Below are 23,563 nucleotides of genomic sequence, written 5' to 3' on the forward strand. Positions count from 1 at the left end.
TTCGTTTCCGTCTGCGCCGGAAGTGGGGCGAATTATAGACACCTCAACGAGCGCGTCAACCGTTATTTTCAGGTTTTTGCCGGCCGGCTCGCTCCGACATTAACAAGACGCGGGATTCGCCTAGCAATTACGGGGATTCGCAGCAAAAGCAGCCCTGCCCCTATTGCCGCATAAAGCGCCCACTCCTTGAGATCGGCCCGGACAATCCAGAACATATGCAGCAAACCAAGCCCGAGAATCACGTAGACCAGCCGATGCAGCTTCTTCCAACGCGCGCCCAACCGGCGCTGACTGTATCGATTCGACGTCACCGCCAGCACCAGAAGACAGAGAAACGCGAGCGCTCCGACAATAATGTAGGGTCGCTTGACCAACTCAACGCCCAACTGCCCGAAATCCAGCCCGAGAACAAAGAGCGTATACATGGTCATGTGCAAAACCACATACGCAAAACACCAAAGGCCCAACTGCCGACGCACTACAATCCAGAACGGCCAGCCGCTCAGCTTCTGCAGCGGCGTCATGGCCAGGGTGATCAACAGCAGTATCAGCGCCCCCAACCCGAAGTTCTCGACCAGCGCCTTGCCCGGATCAGGACCCAGCGCAAATATCCAGGCCTGATAAAGCCACAGGACGGGCGCAACACAGGCAGCAAGAAATACGCAAAGACGTAGCAACGGATAGCGCATCAATAGTCCTTCCGCAGATCCATGCCTGTATAGAGAGAAGCCACCTCCTCCTCATACCCGTTGAACATCTTTGTATCCATGACATTGGGACTGAACAGCCCGCTTGGCAGACGTCGTTCGCGGGCCTGCGTCCAGCGCGGGTGATCCACGGTCGGATTGACGTTGGCATAGAAGCCGTACTCATTGGCCGCGATGCTTTGCCAGGTCGTCTTGGGCTGCTCGCTTACCAAGCTTATGCGCACAATGGATTTCACGCTCTTGAAGCCATACTTCCATGGCACCACCAACCGAAGCGGCGCGCCGTTCTGATTGGGCAATTCGCGGCCATACATCCCTACCGCCAGAATCGCCAGTGGATTCATCGCCTCATCCAGACGCAGCCCTTCTACATAAGGCCAGTCAATCAGTGCGAAATCGGAACGCTGTCCGGGCATCGACTTGGAATCTTCAAGTGTCTCGAAACGAATGTATTTGGCCTTGGACGTCGGCTCGACCTGCTTGAGCAATGCCGAGATGGGAAACCCGATCCACGGGATGACCATCGACCACGCTTCCACGCAACGCAGACGATAGATGCGCTCCTCAAGTTGATAAGGCTTCATGAAGTCTTCGAGTGCATAGCGGCCCGGTTTACCGACCTCACCATCGATCACCACACTCCACGGCTCGGCTTTCAAGGAACCTGCGTTTTTCGCCGGATCGCCCTTGTCAGTCCCGAACTCATAAAAGTTGTTGTAGTGCGTCGCGTCCTTGAAAGGCGTGATTGCCTCGCCCTTGACGTCGACCGCCTGCCATTTGGTATTGGGAAGTTTTTCAGCAAACCAGCCCGGCGCCTTGCCCGCCTCCACATCGGCGTAACGGGAAGGGTCTGCGGCACTGGCCCAGCGCGGCAAGGCGCTCACGGCCAATCCGGCCAGAGAACTGGCCATCAGCGTACGTCGGGAAAGGTAAATGGATTCAGGCGTAACGTCGGACTCTTTGGAGTCGGACGCAGAAGGAAGCTTTATTAGCATGATGACTCCGCAGCCTAGGGGAACTGATGCACCAATAGACTACGGAGTATGGGGGAAAATAGATCAGTTGGAGGATTTGTGGCGACGAAGACGCAACAAATACTGAGCTGGCCCCGATAGCGCGTAACCGAGGAAGATCAGCAGCAGAATACGCGGCGGATCACTGAACACCACAGCGAATACCAGAACCACTGCCAGAATCGCAACGAACGGTACGCGCCCTCTCAGATCCAGCTCCTTGAAGCTGTTGTACTTGATGTTGCTGACCATCAACATACCGGCACCGGCCACCAGCAGCGCGACCAGGAACGACAACTTGGAACCCTGAATGCCGAAGTCGCTGAACGCCCAGACAGTACCTGCCACCACACCCGCAGCAGCCGGACTGGCCAGCCCGATGAAGTAACGCTTGTCAGCCTTGCCCACCTGAGTGTTGAAACGCGCCAGACGCAACGCCGCACCGGCCACATAGATGAAGGCAACCATCCAGCCGACCTTGCCCATATCGCCCAGCGCCCAGCCAAATGCCAGCAAGGCAGGCGCCACACCAAAGGCAACCATGTCGGACAGCGAGTCGTACTCGGCGCCGAACGCACTTTGCGTGTTGGTCATGCGTGCCACACGGCCGTCGAGACCGTCCAGCACCATGGCCACGAAGATGGCGATGGCGGCAAAGGCGAAGTACTTGCTGGCACCTGCCGTATCACCTGCGCTCAAGGCGCTCTGGGCGCTCATGGAACTGATGATGGAATAGAAGCCCGCAAACAGATTGGCGGTGGTGAACAGATTGGGTAGCAGATAGATGCCGCGGTGACGGACCTTGCGGCCTTCGTCATCGTGCCCTTCTTCAACGTGTTCATCGATTGGTAGCAGACTTTCAGCGTCAGAGGCCTTGTTCGGCTCTTCAGGACGTTCGCTCATGGACATTACCTTGCAGCGGTTTGAAAAGGTTCGACAGATGTCTGCGACGAGGGTTCGTCGGCAAACGATGCAGCTTTATACCAGAGCCAGGCCCCATAACGAAAAAACGCGGCCTGTTGGCCGCGTTTTTTCATGAACTGAAAGAGATCAGTTCTTGTCCTTGTCGACGATTTTGTTCGCCGCGATCCAAGGCATCATCGAGCGCAGTTTCTCGCCGATGATTTCGATGCCGTGCGCAGCGTTGTTGCGACGCTTGGCGGTCATCGATGGGTAGCCGGTAGCACCTTCGCTGATGAACATCTTGGCGTATTCGCCGTCCTGGATGCGCTTCAGAGCGTTGCGCATGGCCTGACGGGATTCAGCGTTGATGACTTCAGGGCCCGTCACGTACTCGCCGTATTCGGCGTTGTTGGAGATCGAGTAGTTCATGTTGGCGATACCGCCTTCGTACATGAGGTCAACGATCAGCTTCAGTTCGTGCAGGCACTCGAAGTAAGCCATTTCCGGCGCGTAACCGGCTTCAACCAGGGTTTCGAAGCCAGCCTTGACCAGCTCGACGGTACCGCCACACAGAACAGCCTGCTCGCCGAACAGGTCGGTTTCGGTTTCGTCCTTGAAGGTGGTTTCGATGATACCGGTACGGCCGCCGCCAACGCCCGAAGCGTAGGACAGCGCGACGTTCTTGGCGTTGCCCGAAGCGTCCTGGTAAACAGCGATCAGGTCAGGAATACCGCCGCCCTTGACGAACTCGGTACGCACGGTGTGGCCTGGAGCCTTCGGCGCGATCATGATCACGTCCAGGTCAGCGCGTGGCACGACCTGGTTGTAGTGAATGGCGAAACCGTGGGAGAAGGCCAGTGTTGCGCCCTTCTTCAGGTTCGGCTCGACTTCGTTCTTGTACAGCTGGGACTGGAACTCGTCCGGGGTCAGAATCATGACGAGGTCGGCAGCAGCAACGGCGGAAGCAACGTCAGTCACTTTCAGGCCATGAGCTTCAGCTTTGGCGACAGTGGCTGAACCCTTGCGCAGGCCAACGGTGACATCAACGCCGGAGTCTTTCAGGTTGCACGCTTGAGCGTGGCCCTGGGAACCGTAACCGATGATGGCAACTTTCTTGCCCTGGATGATCGAAAGGTCGCAGTCTTTGTCGTAAAAAACTTTCATGGAAATCCCCTGTTATCTTGGCCGTTCAGGCCATTTGCTTAATGAGTTAAACGCTCAGCACTTTGTCGCCACGGGCAATGCCCGTCACGCCACTGCGTACTGTTTCCAGGATGGCGGCAGTGCCGATGGCCTGAATGAAGCTGTCCAGTTTGTCGCTCGTACCGCTCAACTGCACGGTATAGACGCTGGCGGTCACGTCGACGATCTGCCCGCGGAAGATGTCCGTGGTGCGCTTGATCTCGGCACGCTGTGCGCCGGTGGCCTTGACCTTGACCAGCATCAGCTCGCGCTCGATGTGCGCGCTTTCCGACAGATCGACGAGCTTGACCACTTCGACGAGCTTGTTGAGGTTCTTGGTGATCTGCTCGATCACTTCATCATGGCCAACAGTGGTCAGCGTCAGACGCGACAGGGTCGGGTCCTCGGTTGGCGCGACCGTGAGGCTTTCGATGTTGTAGTTACGCTGCGAGAACAGCCCGACGACACGAGACAACGCACCCGGTTCGTTTTCCAGCAGTAGGGAAATGATGTGCCGCATGATTATGTCCGCTCCGTCTTGCTCAACCACATATCGCGCATGGAGCCGTCCTTGATCTGCATCGGATAGACGTGCTCGGTGACATCAACCTGAATGTCGAGGAAGACCAGACGATCAGTCATGGCAAAGGCTTCTTCCATTTTCGGCTTCAAATCTTTCAGGTCAGTGATGCGCATGCCGACGTGGCCGTAAGCTTCGACCAGCTTGACGAAGTCAGGCAGCGATTCCATGTAAGAGTGGGAGTGACGAGCGCCGTAGCTCATGTCCTGCCACTGGCGAACCATGCCCAGTACGCCGTTGTTGAGCAGAATGATCTTCACCGGCAAACCGTACTGCAGGCAGGTCGACAGCTCCTGAATGTTCATCTGGATGCTGCCCTCACCGGTCACACACGCAACGTGCGCATCCGGGAAGTTCAGTTTGACGCCCATGGCTGCCGGAAAACCGAAGCCCATCGTGCCCAGGCCACCCGAGTTGATCCAGCGGTTCGGCTTGTTGAAGCGGTAGTACTGAGCCGCGAACATCTGGTGCTGACCCACGTCGGAAGTGACATAGGCATCACCCTTGGTGACTTCGCACAAAGTTTCAATCACGGTCTGCGGCTTGATGACCGAGCCATCGCCACGGTTGTAAGGGAACAGGTCACCGCCTGCACGCCACTCGTCGATCTGCTTCCACCAGGCAGCAACGGATGCCTTGTCAGGTGTCTCGCCGATGTCTTTGAGGGTGGCGACCATTTCGGTCAACACGCTTTCGACAGGTCCGACGATTGGCACGTCGGCCTTGATGGTCTTGGAGATCGAGGCCGGATCGATGTCGATGTGGATGATCTTGGCGTTCGGGCAGAATTTGCTCGCGCCATTGATGACCCGGTCATCGAAACGCGCGCCGACTGCGAGGATCACATCAGTGTGGTGCATGGCGAGGTTGGCGGTGTAGCTGCCGTGCATGCCGAGCATGCCGACGAACTGACGATCCGTCCCCGGATAGCAACCCAGGCCCATCAGGGTGTTGGTGACCGGCGCGTTGAGCAGTTGAGCCAGCTCGGTCAATTGCGCCGAGGCATTGCCCATGATCACGCCGCCGCCGGCATAAATGATCGGACGCTTGGCCGCCAGCAGCATTTCGACGGCCTTGCGGATCTGACCGGAGTGGCCGCGAACCGCCGGGCTGTAGGAACGCAGCTTGGCTTTCTTCGGGAAGACGTATTCGAACTTCTCGGCCGGGTTGGTCATGTCCTTCGGAATGTCGACGACGACAGGACCAGGACGACCGGATTGCGCCAGATAGAACGCTTTTTTCAGGATTTCCGGGATTTCGGACGCATGCTTGATCATGAAGCTGTGCTTCACGATCGGACGGGAGATACCGATCATGTCGGTCTCCTGGAACGCATCGGTACCCACCAGCGTACTGGCGACCTGACCAGACAGAACCACCATTGGAATGGAGTCCATGTAAGCGGTCGCGATACCGGTGATTGCGTTGGTTGCACCCGGACCGGAAGTGACCAGTACCACACCCGCCTTGCCAGTCGCACGTGCATAGCCATCGGCCATGTGCGTGGCAGCCTGCTCGTGACGAACGAGGATATGGCTCACAGCCGGTTCCTTGAACAGGGCATCGTAGACATGCAGGAGAGCACCACCCGGGTACCCATAGATGTGCTCAACGCCTTCGTCACGCAAAAAGCGGACGATCATTTCAGCGCCAGATAAAAGCTCCACGTTGTTCACCTCTAAAACGCCAGAATACCGCCCACTCCGGGACGGGTCTTAATAGGTTTACTGCCAAGCAGAGCATGAGCGACGGTGGTCGCCGACTACGTCAGCACTGACTGAGCAAGTATTGGGATGCCCCTGAGTGTTTCGGAACATTCCCACCCAGCGCGAGGTAACGCGTTGCGGGTGTTACAGGTCGGCGCGGGTGTGCGCCTCATGATCTACCGAGAGGGTCTGCTTCTGGCAGTCCTTCTACAGCGAACTTTGGATTGTTGTGATTCGCCCCCCTCAAGTCAAGTCATCGTTGAGCTTTCTTGTTACCAAGGCCCTGAAATTGCACTGTTTCAGACTGAAGCGCACCGTTATGGTAGCTTTCCTGTGGCATAGACATTTCAAGGAAACACCATGCAATGGATGATCTTCGCTGCCGCGCTGGCCATGGCAGCGAGCACGAGTAGTCAGGCGGCACCCATCTATAAATGGGTGGACGCCCAGGGTGTCACCCACTTCGACGCCCATCCGCCTGCGGACAAGGAGGCGCAGCAGATTAATGTGCAAACCCCACAGCCTTCGTCTACTCCCTCGCCTTCTGCCACCTCACCATCGGATGACGCCCAGCAACGCGCCGTCGATGCAAAAGTGAAGGCTCAGGTCAAAGTCCAGGAGGCGAAGCGGGAGGAAAGCTGCGAGGGGCTGCGCAACAATCTTGCGCAGTTGCAGAACAATCCGCGGATTCGGGAGCAGGTCGGTGGAGAAATCAGGCGTCTCACGGAAGAAAACCGCAAGACGCGCATCGAAGAGACGGAGAAAGCCATCAGCGAGTACTGCCGCTAGGCAGCACCCGGTCAGCTGACGGCAGTGATCAATTGATCGAAACGGGCCAGACTTTGCTGCAACAGTCTGGTTTCGCCCAAGCGGCCGGAATAGACCATCTCAGCCATTTCAAGAATCCCGGACGCATTGGGCAGCGGCAGGTCGCGCTCGAGGATGATCTTCATCCGGGGCAGAAAAATCCACTGCAGCCACTGCGCAAACTCCAGCGTGTCCACACAGAAAGGCTCCTGACTGGACAGCGCCTGCTCGCTGGGCGGTGTGGTTTCCCACCACCCCAGCACCCGCAGTTCCCGCTCGATCAACAGCAACTGTTCGGCAATTTCAGGAAAGCGCTCGTCCATCAGCGGGCCTTTTGACGCGCCAGTGCCGCACCGGCAGCGTCGCCCTGCTTCTCGCGGGATTGAGCGATCAGTTCCCACAGGCTCGCCTGAAGGCTGGCGCGACCATTGGCATACGTCAGACCACGACGCGCGAGCTGCTCGGCCTGGGCGGCATCACCCTGGGCCAGGCGAACCTGCGCCAGACGGTAAAGCACTTGCGGTTCGCGAGGCGCGACACGCTGGGCACGTTCAAGACTGGACGATGCACCGTTCAGGTCACCCCCGCTCTGCTGTTGCTGGGCGGTGGTCAGCAAGGCCAGCACCGGACCATCCAGCTGCTCATCTTCGGAAAGCCCTCCACCGCTGGACGGAATCCCGGTAGGCGCCGATGAAGGCGGCATGCTGTAACTGGTATTGCCGGCAGGCGCAGGGTTGACCGGAGCCTGGTTGACTGGCGAGGTGTCGATAGCGGGCGCGTCGACACTGAAAGGAGCCTGACTGGCCGGCGGCGAGAAAGTCTGCCCCGGATTGCTGCCACCAGCGCCAGGGATCATCACCACGACACCGGAGTCCTGCGGCACTGCCTGGGGTTGAGCCTGAGCTGTGTTTGTCTGGTTCGCGCCATTACGCGACGCAGAGACACGTTCGCCGTTTGACACTTTCGAACTCGAATCCACAACCGGAATCGAGCCGCGCTCCACACTGGCGCAACCGTTGAGCAACGCCAGAGTCGTTAGAGCTGGAATCCACCATTTATTCACTTCAAACCCTCATTGCTTAGTTCAACCACCCCTTGACCCAGTCCATCACCTCAGTGGCAGGTGCCGGAGTGCCGCCGCATGTGGCGCCGGGCTGGGGTTCACTGCCGCGAATATACGGCATCTGTACGGCATTCGGGCAGCTGGCATCAGAACCCTGTCCGGTCTGGGCGTTGACCCAGGCCTGGACGACGTTATCCGGCATGGCCATGTCCAGTGGCAACGGATCGGCCTTGCGCATGAAACTGGTCCAGACCTGCAACGCACCCGTTGCGCCGGTGAACGGCGTCTTGCCGTTGTCGTCGCGGCCCATCCACACCACGGCCAGCAGGTCCTGGCTGAAGCCAGCGAACCAGCTGTCACGCGAATCGTTACTGGTACCGGTCTTGCCCGCGAGGTTCAGCGAGCTGGGCAACACGTTATAGACCGACTTGCCGGTACCTTCACGCATGACGCGCTGCATCGCATTCTGCACCAGATAAATGGCACCCGGATCGAAGCGCTGTTCGATCTGGAACGGATAGCGCTTGAGCGGCTCGCCTTCAGCAGTCAGCACACTGCGAATTCCGCGCATCGGCGTATTGAAACCACCGCTGGCAATGGTCTGGTACATGGTGGCGACTTCCATCGGCGTCAGCCCGCCAGCACCCAGCAGCATGGACGGATAGGCCGGCCACTCACGCGTCACGCCCAGCTTCGCCAGCGTCTTGAAGACGGTAGGAACACCCAGTTCAAGGCCCAGCTTGGCGGTGGACAGGTTGTAGGAATGCGCCAGCCCCTGATACAGGAAGATATTGCCGTGTGACTTGTGATCGTAGTTCTGGGGCTTCCAGACCTGGCCATCAGCGCCCTTGACCTGAAACAGTTCATCGGCGATCCAGCTGGTCAGCGTGTACTGACTCGGGCGTTCAAGCGCGGTTAGGTAAATAGCCGGCTTGACCAGCGAACCGATCGGGCGCACGGCGTCGATGGCGCGGTTGAAGCCTGCGAATCCGGCCTGACGACTGCCCAGAAGGGCCTGCACTTCACCGGTCTCCGGGTTGGTCACGACCATTGCCGCTTCAACGTCGTCCGAACCCTTGCGCCCGGCCAGCCGCTTGAACGTATCGTCCATGGCCGCCTGAGACTTCATCTGCAGGATCGGGTCGAAGCTGGTGAAAATCCGCAGCCCCTCTTCGGTCAAGTCTTCGTCGCGGTAGTCTTCGCGCAATTGACGTTTGACCAGATCAAGGAAGGCGGGGAACGAGCTGTCGGCCAGCGTACCGGTCTTGGTCACGCCCAATGGCATCTTCTTGGCTGCGGCCACGACTTCAGCCGTGGCAACGCCTTGCTGCTCGAACAGATCAAGCACCAGATTACGGCGCTCGAGCGCGCGCTCGGGATTACGACGTGGGTTATAGAAAGACGGTCCTTTGACCAGCCCGACCAGCATCGCCACCTGATGGATTTTCAGCTCGGACAGAGGCTGACTGAAGAAGTACTGGCTGGCCAGACCGAAACCATGCACTGCACGCTGACCATCCTGACCGACGAACACCTCATTAAGGTAGGCCTCGAGAATCTCCTGCTTGCTGTAATGAATCTCCAGCAGCACGGCCATCATGGCCTCGGTGAGTTTGCGCGAGAGACTGCGCTCGTTGGTCAGGTAGAAGTTCTTCACCAACTGCTGGGTCAGCGTACTGCCGCCCTGACGCATCTGCCCCTGGGACGTGTTGACCCAGATGGCGCGCGCAATGGACTTAGGCGACACACCGAAGTGGTGGTAGAAATCACGGTCCTCAACCGCTACCAGCCCGTCGAGCAGGTATGGCGGTGCCTGATCCAGTTTGATGAGGATCCGGTCTTCAAGATTCTTGGGGTAAAGCCCGCCGATCAGCAGCGGTTCGAGACGGGCCACAGCCAGCTTGCTGCCGTTGCCGGACGACAGGTCGGCCACGTAATCACCGGAGAAGCGCACGCGGACCTGTTGGGCCGGGTCGGTGCCTTCGTAAAACTGGAAGCCACGGGTATTGAGGTCGACTGTATTGCCGTTGACGGCGGCGGCGCCAGGGCCGTTTGCCACGCTTTCACGGCGGTAGCCCAGCGCATCGAGTTCGATGAGAAAGTCATCGCGGCTGAGCTTCTGACCAACGAACAGCTCCAGCGGACGCGCGTAGACCTTCGCAGGAATCGTCCAGCGCTTGCCGGAGAATTTTTCCTGGACGATCGCGTCAAGGTAGATGGCCAGGCCAGCCAGAAGTACCAGACCGACAATGCTGAGCTTCAACGCCCAGCCCAGCCACTTGCGCAGGCTGCCGGAGGGTTGTTTTTTCGAGGGACGAGAGGTGCGGGATCGAGTCATGGGCGCGGATTATACGCACTTTGCATGGCTTCGACAGACGCCCGAGTCGCCGGTTTGCAGCGTCGCGCCAAGCGGCCATAATAGCCGCATCTAACAGTTACATTTTTGAATCCATTCCTGAAGGATCGCCCGTGAGCCAGTCTTTGATCGCAGCCCTGCAAAATCCCGCTCTTTTTCCCCATCCGGTAGAAGATTTTCAGGTTATCGAAACCCATATCTCCTGGGTATTGCTCACCGGCCCCTACGCCTACAAGATCAAAAAGCCCGCGAACTTCGGCTTCCTCGACTTCACCACGCTGTCGTCGCGCGAGCATTTCTGCAACGAAGAACTGCGCCTGAACCAGCGCATGACCGACGATCTGTACCTCGAAGTGCTGCCGATTACCGGTTCTGTCGAAGCCCCGCAACTGGGCGGCAGCGGTGAAGTCATCGAGTACGCGCTCAAGATGCGCCAGTTCTCGCAAGCCAACCTGCTGAGCACCCTGCAGGCCAACGGCGAGCTGACTGCCGGGCATATCGACGAACTGGCGATCCAGATCGCCGGGGTTCATGAGCAGGCACCACGCGTCATGGCTGATACTGATCTCGGTTCGCCCGACAGCGTTATGGCGCCAGTGCTGCAGAACTTCGAGCAGATTCGCCCCCTCATCAGCGAAAAATCTGATCTGACTCAACTCGATGCCTTACAGGCATGGGCAGAATCGAGCTTCGAGCGCCTGAAGCCGTTGATGACTCAGCGCAAGGCAGAAGGCTTTATCCGCGAATGCCATGGCGACATCCATCTGGGCAACGCGACCGTGATCGACGGCAAGGTTGTCCTGTTCGACTGCATCGAGTTCAACGAGCCGTTCCGTAAGACCGATGTCTATGCCGACATCGGCTTTCTGGCCATGGACCTGGAAGACCGCGGCTTGAAATCGCTTTCTCGACGCCTGATCAGCCTGTATCTGGAAAAGACCGGCGACTATGACGGCCTTGAGCTGCTCAACTTCTACAAGGCCTACCGGGCCATGGTGCGCGCCAAGGTTGCGCTGTTCAGCCAGCCCGCCGACGCCGACGGCGTTCAACGTGCTGCGACCCTTCGCCAGTACCGCAATTACGCGAATCTGGCCGAGAGCTACAGCGCCATTCCGTCGTGCTTTATGGTGGTGACCCACGGGGTTTCTGCTGTCGGCAAAAGCCATGTCGCCATGCGTCTGGTCGAATCGCTGGGCGCGATCCGTCTGCGTTCGGACGTCGAGCGCAAGCGCATGTTCTCCGATGAAAGCACCGCGCTTTACGGAGATCAGGCCAGCAGCGCGACTTACAATCGTCTGCACGAGCTGGCGGGAACAGCATTGCGCGCAGGCTTTGCCGTCGTGATTGACGCCACCTATCTCAAGCACGAACAGCGCGTTGCAGCCGCCAAAGTGGCTGAAACCACTGGCGTACCGTTCCTGATTCTGGATTGCGAAGCGCCGGACGCCGTTATCGAAGGCTGGCTGGCACAGCGTCAGGCGCAGAACTCCGATCCTTCGGACGCGACCATGGACGTCATCAAGGCCCAGCAGGCCAGCCGCGAGCCACTGACCGAGGAAGAAATCGTCTACAGCAAGCACGTAGCGACCAACCAGAGCAGTGATCTGGATGGCCTGATCGATCAGTTGCGCCAGCGTCTGCCCGGCCTCTGAAATCAAGGCTCAGCCGTTGGGCAGGTAGTGCTTCACGGCTGAGCAATGGTGGCGATATACTGGCGCCATAATTCCAACGCAAACCACGAGGCCATCATGAGCCAGCCCAAACAGATCGACTCACCGCTTTACATCATGCTGCGTAGAGACGACGTCGAAGGCTTCAACCAGGAAAAGCCGAAGACCGGCACCATCGACATGGCCGGGGGCGATTTCCGGGGGCTGGATCTGCGTGAACTGGATACCACCGGTATCGACTTCACCGATGCCTACTTCCGCTCGGCAGATCTTCGCGGCCTGGATTTGCGCAACACGCCTATGGAAGGTGCGAGCATTGCGCATGCACAGATCTCGGGTGCTTATTTCCCGGCAGAGCTCACCGCAGACGAAATTCTGATGTCGGTGAATTTCGGTACCCGCCTGCGCTATCGCACTCACTGAGCACTGCTTTTCAGCTATTGCTCTTGAAACACCGTCTGAACCGGTATGCGCAACGCATGCCGGATGTGAGCGGTTTTTTGTTCGTTCATGCACGTCCTGCGACGCCCTCCCCCTTGCTGCCCAATGCTTTTTGGCATTGATTTCTGGCACCTGACAGGCGGGAAAAAGAACTGTTGACTTACAAATGAGAATCGTTATGATTATCACATCCGGTCGCGAGACTGGACGATAACTGAAAGACCTTGGTTCGGACTTTCGGATTATCTCCTCATCAGGCTAATCACGGTTTTTGACCCGGCTCTTTGCCGGGTCTTTTTTTTGCCTTCGAAAAATGCTTAGCGACCTGTACATGCATTCAAGCCAAGCCTTCCCAGCAGGTCATCAAGCAGACTCGATCCGCACAGCCGTACTCGCTCACTTACTATCCAGTGAGCTCCAAACCTGGCATGAGCCAACTGGATGAAAAGCCTGGCGTCTTCGAAGGTGCGAAGCCCGCCTGCGACCTTGAAGCCGACCTGCCCGCCCGTGTCGGCAATGGATTCCAGCATGATTCGCGCAGCCTGAGGTGTTGCGTGACGCGCGGACTTGCCGGTGCCGGTTTTGAGAAAGTCGGCCCCCGCCTCGATGGCTGAGCGGCACGCCGTATGAATGATTTCCGAATCTCTCAATTCGCCAGTCTCAAGCGTGGCCGTCAATTTGACCCGCCCATCGAGCCGGGATCGGCAGGCCGAGAGCAGATCCATACCGGTCTGCTGATCGCCGCCGAGCAACGACCTAAAGGGATAGACCACATCGATCTCGTCGGCACCCGCAAGCATAGCCGCGCGCGTCTCGGAAGCCGCTGCCTCGGGATCCGTTCCCCCGTGGGGAAAATTGACCACAGCCACAACCCGGACCTGATGCGCCCGAAATCGATCCAGCGTCGTACGCGCCAGACAGACAAAACGCGGAGACACACAGACTGCAGCTACAGGCCCCAGCGGCGTCAGTGCCCGCTGACAGACCCCGATGATGCGCTGCTCGGTGTCGTCGTGATTGAGGGCGAAGAGTTCCATCAAGGCTATGGCCTGGCGTGCCAGTTGCTCATCATCGGCAGTGATCGCTGTCATGGGTAGATCGCTCGCAAAAACGGGAGCGAGACGATATACGAGCCAGCGCTTCGGAAGGACGCGCCCTTGCTGCTCGGGACAAGTACCACGTCAAACAAGGAAAAATCCGATGCTACCGAATGCCTGGATCCTGCCTGGGCCTGGCAACTGTGTACCAGACGTAGTCGGCACTTCCCTCAGCAATCTCATCCCCGATCTGAGCCAGCAGCAACACGAGCGGCGCGGCGCCCGTATCAAGGTCCGCCATGTGCAAGGGCGCGCCCGCATCCTTGCGCGCATGCCAGAAACCCGCGATGAGAATGGCGGGCGTGGGTGCGTCGAGCAGGCTTTGGGCCAGACGTCGATCACGCTGCTGCTGCACAGCCAGTGTCGCCGCCTCCTGATCTACAGGCAGAAGACCTTCATGCGAGGCACGCAGATGCCCCAGCAACAGTGTCTGCACTTCAGGAGCGGTAGAGCGCGGACCCAGAAGTGCGGGAACGTGCTGATAAATCGACTTTACTTCGCCAAGATCCAGATTGGCTGACAGCAACGGGTAAGGCTGAGCCAGCGCAAATCGCATGACCGGACCATGCAGGGTCCAGTCCCAGCCCGGTTGCCATTGCAAGGCTGCGAGCAAGTCCACAGGCCCGTCCGACTGGGTAATCTGCTCTCTGACCGAGTCGACGGAGGCCTGCTGGTTCGGACTCAGCGCTTCGAGCAGCACACTCCCCTGGGCGCGCTGGTCGGCCAGCACCTGCAAAAGCCATAATTGCACGGCATGGTGATCGGGGTTGTCGTGCTGTTCGCCCACCAGAACCCTGGGGGCGGCAGCGAGGCGCTCAGCAAGCTGCCTGCTTGTCAGCACCAGGCCACTCTGGGTGTCACGAATCATTCCTGAATCCAACTGCTCACGTGTGGCCCGAAAACTCAGGCATCAGGCAACATTACCTGATCACATCGGCGCGCGGCCAGACTAACATCACACCCAATGACCCTGGCGGCAGACATTTCGATCAGGGCAACGTCAAAGACCATTCATGCTTCACGGGGTTTTCTTGAGATTTCTTTGCACATCCAGCCACCTGCCGGAATCACAGAGCCGGGGGTTCGAGCTGGAAGACTACAAGCTTCTGGCGATACGCCGACAGGGCGAGGTTTTCATCTACAGGAATCGCTGCCCGCATCGCGGCATCCCTCTGGAATGGCAGCCCGACCAGTTTCTGGACAGCAGCGCCAGCCTGATCCAGTGCGCCACCCACGGTGCGCTGTTTCTGATCGAGGATGGCGAGTGCGTGGCCGGCCCCTGCGAAGGTCAGTCGCTGACCGGACTCGATTGCCATGAAGATGCGCAGGGCATCTGGGTAACGCTGCCCGAAGACGACCTGCGGGACTGAGCGTTCAGGGCGTCGATGCGTTACTCCAGCCACTGCACCTGCAGGCGCCGGTCAATGCGTACTTCCTGCGGATCCAACTGCACGCCATAGGCCAGAACCTCGACACCGGCATCCATTGCGTCCTTCAACGCCAGCGCATAAGCGGGATCAATCTCCTGCGCCGGTCGCACCGATTCGATCCCGGTGAGGTTGACGCAATACAGCAGGACCGAGCGCACGCCATCCCGTGCCAGCGCCGCCAGTTCACGCAGGTGACGCGCTCCACGTTGTGTCACGGCATCAGGAAATGCCGCGACGGCCGACCCGTCAAAGCCGAGCGTGACGCTCTTTACTTCCAGATACACAAAACCGTCGGGATACTCGAGACGGAAATCGACCCGGCTTTTTTCCTGCCCATACGCCACCTCGCGCTTGAGCGCGGTGAAACCGTCGAGTTCACTGATCACTCCCGCCCGCAAAGCCTCCTCCACCAGGGTGTTGGCGCGCCCGGTATTGATGCACGCGAAACGACCCTGCGGCGTTTCACTGATTTCCCAGGTTCCCGGCAATTTGCGCTTGGGATCACTGGAGCGACTGAACCAGACGCGCCCTCCCGGCATCATGCAATTGAGCATCGAACCGGTGTTGGGGCAATGAATGGTCAACAGCTCGCCGCTGTCGGTCTCGATATCGGCCAGGAAACGTTTGTAGCGAACAATCAGGCGACCCTGCTCCAGCTCAGGCGAAAACCGCATCAGGCGCTCCAGCTGCGCAGGCCGCGGGCGATACGCTCTACAGCCTCCTGCAATCTGGGCAGGCTCTGGGTGTAGGCAAAGCGCACATGGTGTCCGGCCAGATGACGACCAAAGTCCAGCCCGGGCGTGAACGCGACATATTCGGTTTCAAGGAAGTGTCGACAGAAACCAAAGGCATCACCACCGAAGGCGCTGATGTCGGCATACAGGTAAAACGCGCCCTCAGGCTCGACAGCGATGCCAAAACCCAACTCACGCAAGGCAGGCAGCAGAAAGTCCCGACGGCGACAGAACTCTGCGCGGCGCTGCTCAAGGATCTCCAGCGTTTGCGGCTCGAAACAGGCAAGCGCTGCGTATTGCGCCATGCTGGGCGCGCTGATATAGAGGTTTTGAGCCAGCTTTTCCAGGTCGGCAACCGCGTCTGTCGGCGCGACCAGCCAGCCCAGGCGCCAGCCGGTCATGCCGAAGTACTTGGAAAAGCTGTTGAGCACAAAGGCGTCATCATCGACTTCCAGCACGCTGCTGGCGTCCATGCCATAGGTCAGGCCGTGGTAAATCTCGTCGACCACCAGATGCCCGTTGCGCTCCTTCAGGGTCTGCGACAGGGCGGCCAATTCATCGCGATGCAACAGGGTGCCGGTGGGATTGGCGGGCGATGCCACCAGCGCACCGACACTGTCGTCATTCCAGCACTGCTCGACCAATTCGGGCGTCAGTTGGTAGCGCTCCTGCGGGCCGACCGGCACCAGTTGCGCGCCACCTTCGACCAGACGCAGAAAATGCCGATTGCACGGATAACCCGGATCGGCAAGGAGCCAGTGCTTGCCCGGATCCACCAGCAGACTGCTGGCCAGCAGCAGCGCCCCCGAACCGCCCGGCGTGACCAGAATTCGCTCGGGATCGATATCGACCTGATAACGCTGGGCATAGAAACCAGAAATCGCCTCACGCAGCTGGGGCAGCCCACGGGCGGCGGTATAGCGTGTCTTGCCGTCTGCCAGCGCCGCCTGGCCGGCCGCAATAATGGGTGCGGCCGTCGTGAAATCCGGCTCGCCTATCTCCAGATGTATCACGTCGTGGCCCGCCGCCTGCAGTTCATTGGCACGCGCCAGCAGCGCCATGACATGAAACGGTTCGATGGCGCGACTGCGCGCACTGTAAGGCTGGGCCATGGGTCTTCCTTTATGACGAAGGCTTCTGGAAATGTGATTGTCACGACAGAGGCGCACGATTCTACCCACCCTGCGCCAGCGGCACCCTAAATGATCTTGCAGGGCGTATCGATAAACCCGAAAGAAAAGAAAGCTACGACGGCCGTCCAGAGCTAGAGTTCATTTAAGGTACGGCCGGTTTCGTTACGGTCGTCTCTGCAAGCAGACCGCTTCGTCATGCTCGACAACCGGGAGTAGCGCACTCCGATTTGATCTGGTAAGTTCGCCCGCTTGCAGCTGCAGGGCCGACGGGTGTCGGTGATGGAACAATCCTGCGCAATAGATTAGAAGAGTGAGAGGCGGTCCATACATGCCCACCCCAGAAAAGCAACAGAACCATCTAATCAGCGGCTTTTCACCCTACGTTCCGACGAAGGATGAAGAGTACATGAGCGAGCCTATGCGCGCGCACTTCACCAAGATCCTGAACAAGTGGAAACAGGACTTGATGCAAGAGGTCGACCGCACGGTGGACCACATGAAGGACGAAGCTGCCAATTTCCCTGACCCGGCGGACCGCGCCAGTCAGGAAGAAGAGTTCAGCCTTGAACTTCGCGCCCGTGATCGCGAACGCAAACTGATCAAGAAGATCGACAAGACGCTGCAGCTGATCCTTGACGAAGAATATGGCTGGTGCGAATCCTGTGGCGTCGAGATCGGCATCCGCCGCCTCGAAGCCCGCCCGACAGCGGATCTGTGCATCGACTGCAAGACGCTGGCGGAAATCAAGGAAAAACAGGTCGGTAAGTGACCTGCAGGACCTGCCTTGAATAAAAAAGACGCTTCGGCGTCTTTTTTTGTCTTTACGGATCAGGAAGTCGCTTTTGATCGCGCACGTCGCTCTACGTGGAGATGCAGTTCGCCTCACGCTTGCTCGCCAAAGCTGCGCACCCGTAACATCCGGCCCATGAAAAAATCTGCCTACATCGGGCGCTTTGCGCCGACGCCCAGTGGTTATCTGCATTTTGGTTCGCTGGTCGCAGCGCTTGCGTCCTATCTCGACGCGCGCGCAGCAGGCGGAAAGTGGCTGATGCGCATGGAAGATCTGGATCCGCCCCGTGAAGTGACCGGTGCGCAAGCCGCCATTCTCGAAACACTGGAACGTTACGGTTTCGAGTGGGACGGCGAGCTGGTCCGTCAAAGCGAGCGCCACGACGCCTACGCCGCCATTATCGATCGCTGGTTCAGCCATGGCCTGGCCTATGCCTGCACCTGCTCACGCAAACAACTCGAAGAATATAACGGCGTTTATCCCGGCCTGTGCCGCAACGCAGGGCATTCGCCCGACAATGCCGCCATCCGTATTCGTGTACCGGAACTGGAATATCGCTTCGAAGACCGGGTGCAAGGCACGTTCCGCATGCACCTGGGCAATGAAAGCGGAGATTTCGTGATTCGCCGCCGGGATGGCCTGTACGCCTATCAACTGGCAGTCGTCATCGACGATGCCTGGCAAGGCGTGACGGATATCGTGCGCGGCGCGGACCTGCTGGACTCGACTCCCCGCCAGTTGTATCTGCAGGAGTTGCTGGGCATTCCTGAGCCGCGCTACCTGCACGTGCCGCTGATTACCCAACCAGACGGCCACAAGCTCGGAAAATCCTATCGCTCGCCGCCCTTGCCTGCCGATCAGGCCATGCCCCTGCTGCTGCGTGCCTTGCGTGCGCTGGGTCAGCCCACCGATTCGCAGTTGATGTACGGAACAGCGCACGAAGTGTTGGCCTGGGGCGTCGAGCACTGGAATCCGGACCTTATCCCCAGGCTGCACCACATTGAAGAAGCCCGGATAGACTGAGCCAGAGCGGTTGTTGAAAACTACTGCTTATGGCTACTTGCAGCTTGTCGCGCATCCGTTACCATGCCGCTCCTCATCTACCAGCGCAGGGAGACCAGATGTACATATACCGGTTGGTTTTGCTTCTGGTGGTAGGTATTTACCTTTTCTCCCCGGCCATCATGGACTGGTGGATCGACGCGACAGGTGCCTGGTACCGGCCTTATCTGCTTTGGCTGATCCTGATCGTGGTGACGTTCATTCTTCAGAGCCAGCGAGATGCCGATGAGCTTTAGCCTGACGCAGATGTTGCTGGTGAGCGCCGGCTATCTGCTGGTGCTGTTTGGTGTTGCCTGGGTCAGCGAGCGCGGCCTGATTCCGCGCGCAATCATTCGTCATCCACTGACCTACACCCTGTCGTTGGGCGTCTATGCCAGTGCCTGGGCGTTCTACGGCACGGTCGGGCTGGCCTATCAGTACGGCTATGGCTTTCTGTCCAGCTACCTGGGTGTGTCCGGTGCATTCCTGCTGGCACCGGTGCTGCTTTACCCGATTCTGAAAATCACCCGTACCTACCAGCTGTCATCACTGGCCGACCTGTTCGCGTTCCGCTTCCGCAGTACCTGGGCGGGCGCGCTGACCACGGTGTTCATGCTGATTGGTGTGCTGCCCTTGCTGGCGCTGCAGATTCAGGCGGTTGCCGACTCGATCAGCATCCTGACGCGCGAGCCGGTGCAGGACCGTGTGGCCGTGGCGTTTTGCGCGATCATCATGCTGTTCACGATCTTTTTCGGCTCACGGCACATCGCGACGCGTGAAAAACATGAGGGGTTGGTGTTCGCCATCGCCTTTGAATCGCTAGTCAAACTTATCGCTCTGGGCGGCGTTGGTCTGTATGCGCTGTACGGCGTGTTCGATGGCCCGCAGCAACTGGAACTCTGGCTGCTGCAGAATCAGACCGCCCTGGCTTCGCTGCATACACCGCTGCAGGAAGGTCCGTGGCGCACGCTGTTGCTGGTGTTTTTCGCCTCGGCGATCGTGATGCCGCACATGTACCACATGACCTTTACCGAAAACCTCAACCCGCGCTCACTGGTCAGTGCAAGCTGGGGCCTGCCCTTGTTCCTGCTGCTGATCAGCCTCGCCGTCCCGCTGATTCTCTGGGCCGGACTCAAGCTCGGCGCGACCACCAGCCCCGAATACTTCACCCTCGGCATCGGCATGGCCGCCAACAAGCCGGCCCTGGCGCTGCTCGCCTACATTGGCGGTCTGTCAGCGGCCAGCGGACTGATCATCGTCACCACGCTCGCGCTGTCGGGCATGGCGCTCAACCATCTGGTGCTGCCGCTTTATCAGCCTCCGGCTGAAGGCAACATCTATCGCTGGCTGAAATGGACCCGACGCGGGCTGATCGTGGCGATCATCGCCGCAGGCTATGGCTTCTACCTGATGCTCGGCGCCCAGCAGGATCTGGCCAATCTGGGTATCGTGGCCTTCGTTGCGACGCTGCAGTTTCTGCCGGGCGTGCTCTCAGTGCTCTATTGGCCGACGGCGAACCGGCGCGGCTTTATTGCAGGGCTGCTGGCCGGGATCGCGGTCTGGGTGGTGAGCATGCTGCTGCCGCTGATCAGCAACCTGCAGGGCTTCTACATTCCGTTGCTGAACATGATCTACGTGCTGGACGACACCAGTTGGCACATGGCGGCCATCGCATCCCTGGCCGCCAACGTGCTGTTGTTCACCCTGGTGTCGCTGTTCACCAATGCCAGCGCCGAAGAAGTCAGCGCAGCCGAGGCCTGCGCGGTCGACAACGTGCGCAGGCCGCAACGCCGCGAACTGCATGCCGTGTCGCCCCAGGAGTTCGCCACGCAACTGGCCAAGCCGCTGGGCGCGAAGGCGGCGCAGAAAGAAGTCGAACAGGCCTTGCGCGATCTGTATCTGCCCTTCGATGAACGCAGGCCTTACGCCTTGCGGCGCCTGCGCGACAGAATCGAGGCCAATCTGTCCGGCCTGATGGGCCCCAGTGTCGCTCAGGACATGGTGGAGACGTTCCTGCCCTACAAATCGGGCAGCGAAAAATACGTCACCGAAGATATCCACTTCATCGAAAGCCGGCTTGAGGATTACCACTCGCGCCTGACCGGTCTCGCTGCCGAGCTCGATGCGCTGCGCCGCTACCATCGCCAGACCCTGCAGGAACTGCCGATGGGCGTGTGCTCGCTGGCCGAGGATCAGGAAATCCTGATGTGGAACCGGGCCATGGAAGAGTTGACCGGCATCGTCGCGCAGCGCGTCGTGGGTTCGCGCCTTGAAACCATTGCCGATCCATGGAAAGGCCTGCTGACCGGCTTCGTCAGCGTGCCTGATGAGCACTTGCACAAGCAGCGCCTTGGCCTGGACGGGCAGACCCGCTGGCTCAACCTGCACAAGGCGGCCATCAACGAACCGCTCGCGCCAGGCAACAGCGGTCTGGTACTGCTGGTCGAAGACCTGACCGACACTCAGATGCTTGAAGACAAGCTGGTCCACTCGGAACGACTGGCGAGCATTGGCCGCCTGGCGGCCGGTGTCGCCCACGAAATCGGCAATCCGATCACCGGTATTGCCTGTCTGGCGCAGAACCTTCGGGAAGAGCGTGAAGAAGACGACGAACTGAAGGAAATCAGCAGCCAGATTCTCGAACAGACCAAACGCGTGTCGCGTATCGTGCAGTCGCTGATGAGCTTTGCCCACGCCGGTGCTCACCAGCACAGCGACGAAGCCGTCTGTCTGGCCGAAGTGGCTCAGGATGCCATCGGCCTGCTGGCATTGAACCGACGCAATTTCGAAGTGCAGTTCTATAACCTGTGCAACCCCGAACACTGGGTCGATGGTGACCCGCAACGGCTTGCGCAGGTGCTGATCAACCTGCTGTCAAATGCGCGCGATGCTTCGCCTGCGGGCAGCGCGGTCAGGGTCAAGAGTGAAGCATCCGAACACACTGTGGATTTGATCGTCGAGGACGAAGGCAGTGGAATACCCAAGGCAATCATGGATCGATTGTTCGAGCCATTCTTCACCACCAAGGACCCCGGTGAAGGAACAGGACTGGGGCTTGCGCTGGTCTATTCCATCGTTGAAGAGCATTATGGACAAATCACCATCGACAGCCCGGCCGACCCCGAGCACCAGCGTGGTACCCGTATCCGGGTGACTCTGCCACGCCATGTCGACGCGACGTCCACCGCGAACTGAGACCGTCGAGAGAACTGAATCAATGCCGCATATTTTGATCGTCGAAGACGAAACGATTATCCGCTCAGCCCTGCGTCGCCTGCTTGAACGCAATCAGTATGAAGTCAGTGAAGCCGGTTCTGTTCAGGAGGCTCAGGAACGTTTCAGCATCCCGTCCTTTGACCTGATCGTCAGTGACCTGCGGCTGCCGGGCGCGCCCGGTACCGAGCTGATCAAGCTGGGCGAAGGCAAGCCGGTGCTGATCATGACCAGCTACGCCAGCCTGCGCTCGGCAGTCGACTCGATGAAAATGGGTGCGGTGGATTACATCGCCAAGCCCTTTGATCACGACGAAATGCTTCAGGCCGTGTCGCGCATCCTGCGCGACCGCCAGACGGTCAGCAGCCTGCAGGCCGAACGCAGCGCCATGGGCAAGGTGAGCAGTGCCGAAAAAGGTACGGCGCCGAACAACAATGGCGAGATCGGCATCATCGGTTCATGCCCGCCGATGCTCGATCTTTACAGCAAGATTCGCAAAGTCGCGCCGACCGACTCCAATGTGCTGATTCAAGGCGAGTCGGGCACGGGTAAAGAGCTGGTCGCCCGCGCCCTGCACAACCTGTCGCGCCGCGCCAAGGCACCGATGATTTCCGTCAACTGTGCAGCCATTCCAGAGTCGCTCATCGAGTCCGAGCTGTTCGGCCACGAGAAAGGCGCGTTCACCGGCGCCAGCGCCGGGCGTGCCGGTCTGGTGGAAGCGGCGGATGGCGGCACACTGTTTCTCGACGAGATCGGCGAACTGCCGCTTGAAGCCCAGGCGCGCCTGTTACGCGTCCTGCAGGAAGGCGAGATTCGCCGGGTTGGCTCAGTGCAGTCGCAAAAGGTCGATGTGCGACTGATTGCAGCCACTCACCGGGACCTCAAGACCCTGGCCAAGAACGGCGAATTCCGTGAAGACCTTTTTTATCGCCTGCACGTCATCGCCCTCAAGCTTCCGGCATTGCGCGAACGTGGCAGCGATGTGCTGGAAATCGCTCACGCCTTTCTGGCACGTCAGAGCGCCAAGGTCGGCCGCAACGACCTGAAGTTCGCACCGGATGCCGAGCAGGCGATTCGTCACTACAGCTGGCCGGGCAACGTCCGGGAACTGGAAAACGCGGTAGAGCGTTCGGTGATTCTCTGCGAGAACCCGGACATCACCGCCGACCTGCTGGGTATCGACATCGAGCTGGACGGTCTGGGTGACGATGAGTACATGGGCCTTGCGCCGCTGCCCAGTGGTTCGACCTCCGGCAGCAGCGAGCCGACCGAGGACCTGTCACTCGAAGATTATTTCCAGCATTTCGTTCTGGAACATCAGGACCATATGACCGAAACCGAGCTGGCTCGCAAACTCGGGGTCAGCCGCAAGTGCCTGTGGGAACGTCGTCAGCGCCTGGGCATCCCCCGTCGCAAGGGTGTGGCCAACGAAACCTGACACCTTGCGCGAGGCTCTGGCACGCGGTGCTCAGGGTTTTGCGCAAACTGTTACCCTCCTCGCGTCACGTAACAGAAGCCGGGTCTTACGGTAACGAAGTCCCGGCTTTTTTATGTCTGCCGTTCTCGGCAAAAGCCAGCGAAGCCCCGGTTTACGGGACTTTTCAAAAGTTGGCACAGGTCCTGCTATATCTCTTGTACAAGAAGAACAACAAGCAGCACGACACCCATAACAAGAACAATACGAATCGACTCACGCA

The 23,563-nt window shown here is 59.2% G+C and carries 22 protein-coding genes; 9 read left to right on the top strand and 13 right to left on the bottom strand.

Annotation, left to right across the window (positions count from 1 at the left end; all coding sequences use genetic code 11):
• Window positions 1-68: 68 nt before the first annotated feature.
• From msrQ to AO065_RS12940, 6 genes are all read right to left on the bottom strand, one after another.
• A complete protein-coding gene (msrQ, locus tag AO065_RS12915; RefSeq protein WP_004879896.1) occupies window positions 69-689 on the bottom strand; it encodes a protein-methionine-sulfoxide reductase heme-binding subunit MsrQ in 621 nt (206 codons plus the stop codon).
• On the bottom strand, window positions 689-1,702 hold the full coding sequence (msrP, locus tag AO065_RS12920; protein ID WP_004879899.1) for a protein-methionine-sulfoxide reductase catalytic subunit MsrP: 1,014 nt from the start codon (window positions 1,700-1,702) through the stop codon (window positions 689-691). The genes msrQ and msrP overlap by 1 nt, the downstream gene beginning before the upstream one ends.
• A gap of 63 nt (window positions 1,703-1,765) precedes the next feature.
• Complete coding sequence (gene pssA / locus AO065_RS12925) at window positions 1,766-2,623, bottom strand: CDP-diacylglycerol--serine O-phosphatidyltransferase (RefSeq protein WP_004879900.1); 858 nt, start codon at window positions 2,621-2,623, stop codon at window positions 1,766-1,768.
• 147 nt (window positions 2,624-2,770) lie between these two features.
• The gene (gene ilvC, locus AO065_RS12930) at window positions 2,771-3,787 is read right to left on the bottom strand and encodes a ketol-acid reductoisomerase (RefSeq protein WP_002552076.1); all 1,017 of its coding nucleotides are present in this window, start codon (window positions 3,785-3,787) and stop codon (window positions 2,771-2,773) included.
• A 46-nt stretch (window positions 3,788-3,833) separates the two neighbouring features.
• Complete coding sequence (gene ilvN, locus AO065_RS12935; protein ID WP_004879902.1) at window positions 3,834-4,325, bottom strand: acetolactate synthase small subunit; 492 nt, start codon at window positions 4,323-4,325, stop codon at window positions 3,834-3,836.
• A gap of 2 nt (window positions 4,326-4,327) precedes the next feature.
• Window positions 4,328-6,052 (bottom strand): acetolactate synthase 3 large subunit, encoded by a 1,725-nt coding sequence (locus AO065_RS12940; RefSeq protein WP_004879904.1) that lies wholly within the window; start codon window positions 6,050-6,052, stop codon window positions 4,328-4,330.
• Between the two features lie 399 nt (window positions 6,053-6,451).
• Here AO065_RS12940 and AO065_RS12945 point away from each other — a divergent pair, with 399 nt between their 5' ends.
• Window positions 6,452-6,880, top strand: a complete 429-nt coding sequence (locus tag AO065_RS12945; RefSeq protein WP_004879907.1) for a DUF4124 domain-containing protein — start codon at window positions 6,452-6,454, stop codon at window positions 6,878-6,880.
• 11 nt (window positions 6,881-6,891) lie between these two features.
• Here the strand turns inward: AO065_RS12945 and AO065_RS12950 are convergent, their stop codons facing one another.
• From AO065_RS12950 to mrcB, 3 genes are read right to left on the bottom strand one after another with little or no spacing between them, the layout of a single operon-like run.
• Complete coding sequence (locus AO065_RS12950) at window positions 6,892-7,221, bottom strand: YqcC family protein (RefSeq protein ID WP_004879908.1); 330 nt, start codon at window positions 7,219-7,221, stop codon at window positions 6,892-6,894.
• The gene (locus AO065_RS12955) at window positions 7,221-7,961 is read right to left on the bottom strand and encodes a hypothetical protein (protein ID WP_004879911.1); all 741 of its coding nucleotides are present in this window, start codon (window positions 7,959-7,961) and stop codon (window positions 7,221-7,223) included. The genes AO065_RS12950 and AO065_RS12955 overlap by 1 nt, the downstream gene beginning before the upstream one ends.
• Before the next feature lie 16 nt (window positions 7,962-7,977).
• Window positions 7,978-10,299 carry a penicillin-binding protein 1B gene (gene mrcB, locus AO065_RS12960; protein WP_004879913.1) on the bottom strand — a complete coding sequence of 774 codons (2,322 nt, stop codon included), beginning with the start codon at window positions 10,297-10,299 and terminating at the stop codon, window positions 7,978-7,980.
• A gap of 131 nt (window positions 10,300-10,430) precedes the next feature.
• Between mrcB and AO065_RS12965 the strand changes: the two genes are divergently transcribed.
• Together AO065_RS12965 and AO065_RS12970 are read left to right on the top strand one after the other, a co-directional pair.
• Window positions 10,431-11,969: a bifunctional aminoglycoside phosphotransferase/ATP-binding protein gene (locus AO065_RS12965; RefSeq protein ID WP_004879914.1), complete on the top strand. Its 1,539-nt coding sequence runs from the start codon at window positions 10,431-10,433 to the stop codon at window positions 11,967-11,969.
• 96 nt (window positions 11,970-12,065) lie between these two features.
• The gene (locus AO065_RS12970) at window positions 12,066-12,410 is read left to right on the top strand and encodes a pentapeptide repeat-containing protein (RefSeq protein WP_004879917.1); all 345 of its coding nucleotides are present in this window, start codon (window positions 12,066-12,068) and stop codon (window positions 12,408-12,410) included.
• A 335-nt stretch (window positions 12,411-12,745) separates the two neighbouring features.
• On the opposite strand, the gene deoC is transcribed toward AO065_RS12970, so the two are convergent.
• Together deoC and AO065_RS12980 are read right to left on the bottom strand one after the other, a co-directional pair.
• Window positions 12,746-13,519 carry a deoxyribose-phosphate aldolase gene (gene deoC, locus AO065_RS12975; protein WP_004879918.1) on the bottom strand — a complete coding sequence of 258 codons (774 nt, stop codon included), beginning with the start codon at window positions 13,517-13,519 and terminating at the stop codon, window positions 12,746-12,748.
• Window positions 13,520-13,631: 112 nt separating this feature from the next.
• Complete coding sequence (locus AO065_RS12980) at window positions 13,632-14,393, bottom strand: ChaN family lipoprotein (RefSeq protein ID WP_004879921.1); 762 nt, start codon at window positions 14,391-14,393, stop codon at window positions 13,632-13,634.
• Window positions 14,394-14,556: 163 nt separating this feature from the next.
• On the opposite strand from AO065_RS12980, the gene AO065_RS12985 reads away from it, so the two are divergent.
• A complete protein-coding gene (locus AO065_RS12985; RefSeq protein WP_080597879.1) occupies window positions 14,557-14,895 on the top strand; it encodes a Rieske (2Fe-2S) protein in 339 nt (112 codons plus the stop codon).
• A 20-nt stretch (window positions 14,896-14,915) separates the two neighbouring features.
• On the opposite strand, the gene sfsA is transcribed toward AO065_RS12985, so the two are convergent.
• Together sfsA and AO065_RS12995 are read right to left on the bottom strand one after the other, a co-directional pair.
• Window positions 14,916-15,629 (bottom strand): DNA/RNA nuclease SfsA, encoded by a 714-nt coding sequence (gene sfsA / locus AO065_RS12990; RefSeq protein WP_004879924.1) that lies wholly within the window; start codon window positions 15,627-15,629, stop codon window positions 14,916-14,918.
• Window positions 15,629-16,801, bottom strand: coding sequence for a pyridoxal phosphate-dependent aminotransferase (locus AO065_RS12995; RefSeq protein WP_004879925.1), 1,173 nt, complete (start codon window positions 16,799-16,801; stop codon window positions 15,629-15,631). The genes sfsA and AO065_RS12995 overlap by 1 nt, the downstream gene beginning before the upstream one ends.
• Before the next feature lie 349 nt (window positions 16,802-17,150).
• Between AO065_RS12995 and dksA the strand changes: the two genes are divergently transcribed.
• From dksA to AO065_RS13020, 5 genes are all read left to right on the top strand, one after another.
• On the top strand, window positions 17,151-17,591 hold the full coding sequence (dksA, locus tag AO065_RS13000; protein ID WP_004879927.1) for an RNA polymerase-binding protein DksA: 441 nt from the start codon (window positions 17,151-17,153) through the stop codon (window positions 17,589-17,591).
• Between the two features lie 156 nt (window positions 17,592-17,747).
• Window positions 17,748-18,635: a tRNA glutamyl-Q(34) synthetase GluQRS gene (gluQRS, locus tag AO065_RS13005; protein ID WP_004879929.1), complete on the top strand. Its 888-nt coding sequence runs from the start codon at window positions 17,748-17,750 to the stop codon at window positions 18,633-18,635.
• Between the two features lie 98 nt (window positions 18,636-18,733).
• Window positions 18,734-18,910, top strand: a complete 177-nt coding sequence (locus tag AO065_RS13010) for a hypothetical protein (RefSeq protein WP_004879930.1) — start codon at window positions 18,734-18,736, stop codon at window positions 18,908-18,910.
• Entirely contained in the window at window positions 18,894-21,848 is a 2,955-nt protein-coding gene (locus AO065_RS13015) for a sensor histidine kinase (protein WP_086004529.1), read from the top strand. The genes AO065_RS13010 and AO065_RS13015 overlap by 17 nt, the downstream gene beginning before the upstream one ends.
• A 22-nt stretch (window positions 21,849-21,870) precedes the next feature.
• On the top strand, window positions 21,871-23,304 hold the full coding sequence (locus tag AO065_RS13020; protein ID WP_004879933.1) for a sigma-54-dependent transcriptional regulator: 1,434 nt from the start codon (window positions 21,871-21,873) through the stop codon (window positions 23,302-23,304).
• Window positions 23,305-23,563: the final 259 nt, after the last annotated feature.

The sequence above is a fragment of the Pseudomonas viridiflava genome, from assembly GCF_001642795.1.
In the GTDB taxonomy this organism is placed as follows: Bacteria; Pseudomonadota; Gammaproteobacteria; order Pseudomonadales; family Pseudomonadaceae; genus Aquipseudomonas; species Aquipseudomonas viridiflava.